General features: G+C 81.3%; 1 protein-coding gene and 1 pseudogene. Both read right to left on the bottom strand.

Going from position 1 to position 2968, the window contains the following annotated elements:
• Positions 1-212 precede the first annotated feature (212 nt).
• Complete coding sequence (locus ACIWVC_RS27785) at positions 213-1352, bottom strand: helix-turn-helix transcriptional regulator (RefSeq protein WP_396449882.1); 1140 nt, start codon at positions 1350-1352, stop codon at positions 213-215.
• 105 nt (positions 1353-1457) lie between these two features.
• Positions 1458-2968: pseudogene (locus tag ACIWVC_RS27780) on the bottom strand (hypothetical protein); the annotation flags it as partial.

Below are 2968 nucleotides of genomic sequence, written 5' to 3'. Positions count from 1 at the left end.
CCGCCGACCGGACCGCCGACCGGACGGCCGACCGCACCCCAACGCCCCGGCGCCCCGACCCCGCCCCCTGACCCAACGGCGGCCCCCAGCGACGTCCTCCCCCCGCCGGGCCAACCGGCAGGGGCGAACCGGCAGGGGGCCGGGCTCGCGGCGGGGGATCCGCACCCGGCGGCACGGGCGCGCCGCACGCCGCCTCCCGCCCCGTCGGGCGGTCAGGCTTGCAGGGGGCAGCGGTCGACGACCCAGATCTCCTCCTCGTCGCCGTCCGGCGGCTCGGGAGGCTCGTCGGACAGGCGGTCCAGATGCCACTCGATGTGGGCCAGCGGCCCCCGCCAGCCCGCCAGCAGGTCCGCCAGCGGCCGCGGCGGGCCCGGCGGCCCGTAGGGGCGCGGGTCGGGCAGCTCCCGCTCCCACAGCGCGTCGTCGCAGCCCGCCGCCCAGTGCCCCACCGACTCCAGCACCTCCTCCAGGTCGCGCGCCACATCGCCCAGCGACCGCAGCGCCATCGCGTCCTGGATCATCCGCTCCCGCGCGTCATAGGGCAGCTCCCGGTCGAACACCGGCGGGAACGGCGGTCGGCGGCCCGCCAGCACCGGCTCCTCGCCCGTCGCCGCCGACCGGATCGCCGCCGCCTGCCACCGCGTCCACTCCGCCAGATGCCCCAGCACCCCGCGCAGCGCCGCCGCGCCCCCGCCCGGCCGCGCCGGGGAGCGCGCCGGGGAGCGGGCCTCGGCGGCCGCGTCGCGCAGCCGGGACCGCACGAACTCCAGCCGGTCCAGCGTCCACGACCGGGCCCGCGCATGGTCGGCCGGGCCCCGCGGCCCCGCCCCGCCCGCCGGGCGCGGCACCGGCACCCGCAGCACCGCCAGCAGCTCGTCCAGGTCGCGGACCTCCGCGCCGCGCCCCGACAGGAACGCCGCGCCGATCCGGTCCAGCCGGAACAGGCGCGGCCCGTCCCGCATCCGGCACCAGCCCACCAGGTACTGCCCGTAGGGGGCGATGACCAGGCCGTGCGCCTCCACGTCGCGGAAGCTGCGCGCCCCCGCCCGGTCGGTGTAGGCCAGCCGCACGATCCGGCGGGTGCGGACCGCCTCGTCGAGCGTGTCGCGCACCGGCGCCATCAGCGACCCCACCTCGCCCAGCGGCGCCGGGCCGGGCGGGGCGGGCAGCACGACGCCGCGCCCCTTCACCGTCCGCAGCGGCAGCCCGCCGTGCTGCAGCAGCTCCAGGTCGCGGCGGACGGTCCGCTCGCTGACCTGCAGCCGCGCCGCCAGGGCCGCCGGGTCCAGCGGCTCGGGGCAGGCCGCCCGCAGCTCGGCGACGAGCGCCAGCAGCCGGTCAACGCGATCCACGTTCCCATCGTGACGCGAGGCACCGACATTCCGCCGCACCGCGGGGGCCCAAAACCCTCACCGGCAAGGCGAATCCGGCCCCCCCGGGGGTCAGCGGCCGGGGGGTCAGCGGCCGGACAGCTCCGCCGCCAGGCCCTCGAAGTCCGCCGCGGTCAGCGACAGCGCGCTGCCGATCGCCTGCGTCGCCTCCGCGGCGCCCAGATGCCGCGTCGCGGCCCGGTCCAGGTACGCCTCCACCAGCCGCGCGCCGGTCAGCCGGCCGCGCGGCCGCAGCGACCCGATGTCGCGGTCCACGACCGCCTGCGCGTCGGCGCCGAGCCGCAGGCTGCGCTCCTCGGCCAGCAGCCGCACCAGCGCCGCCCGCGCCCGCGGGGCCGACAGGTCCGGCAGCCGCACCGCGCGCAGGTCCGCCGTCAGCTCCGGCGCCGCCGCCGACAGCTCCCCGACCCGGTCCGGCTCGCAGGTGCCCAGCAGCGCGGTGTCGTTGACGCCCTCCAGCCGCGTCCGGTACAGCACGGACGCGTAGGCGGCGCCGTCGGCCTCGTCCAGGACCAGCCCGTCCAGGCCGTCCAGCAGCAGGACGTGGCCCGCGTGGTCCTCCAGCGCGGCGCGCAGCCCGTCGGGGCCGCGCTCGCGCAGGTCCTCGGCGTGCACGGAGTGGACCTCGCCGCTGGAGGCGTCCACCTCCGCCAGCGCGCGGGCCGCCATCCGGGCCAGCCGCCGCTGCCCGCTGGACGGCGCGCCGATCAGCAGCAGCGCCGGCGCCGACGCGCTCGACACCTCCTGCCCGCGCAGCCGCCGCGCCCACTTGCCGCGCCGCCGCACCTCGGTGACGACGCGCTCGATGTCGTCGGCGCCGCACAGGAACCGGATCCCGTACGCCTCGGCGATCTGCGGCTCGGACTCGGGGACGGGCTGGGGCGGCACCGGGGGCGGCGGCTCGGGCACCGGCGCCGGCGGGGGCGGCAGGTCCGCGTGCGGCGCCGGATCCGCAGCGGCCGGCGGCGGGGCGGGTGGGGCGGGCCGCGGTTCGGGCGGCGCCGCCTGCGGCGGCACACCCGGCTGGGCGGCCGACGGGGCACCGGGCGGGACGGGCGCCGCTTCGGGGGCGCCCGGCCATGCCGGGCCCGGGTCGAGCTGGGTCTTGAACGCGTCGGTGTCCAGCTGCGTGGGCTGCGGCTCGGCCGGCCACACCGGTTCCGGCGCCGGCGGCGGAACCGGTGCGGCCCCGCCGGCGGCGCGGTCGCCGGCGCGGTCGGGGGCGGCGTCGAAGGCCGTCGCGTCCGGCGGCGGCAGCGGCTCGGGCTCCGGCGCCGGGGCGGGCACCGCTGGAGCAGGCACCGCCGGGCCGGGCGGGGGCGGCGGGGGCGCGGTGCGCGGCGGCGCGTCCGAGGCGAACGGGTCGGCCGGCGGTTCCGGCGGGGGCGCCGGGGCCGGGACCGGGGGAGAGGCGGGCGGCGCGGGCTGCTCATGCCCGCCCGCCTGCCCCGCACCCTGCCCCGCGCCCTGACCGGCGGCCTGCCCGGCGGCCTGCGGGGACGGCGGCGGGGGCGCCGCCGGGGGGCCGGGCGGCGGCCCGGGTGCGGTGAACCGGCTGCCCGGGGGGACGGTCGCCC

It is taken from the genome of Actinomadura sp. (genome assembly GCF_044508335.1).
Lineage (GTDB): Bacteria > Actinomycetota > Actinomycetes > Streptosporangiales > Streptosporangiaceae > Spirillospora.
Note: the sequence above shows the minus strand (reverse complement) of the source record. Positions and strands in the feature narration are given on the sequence as shown.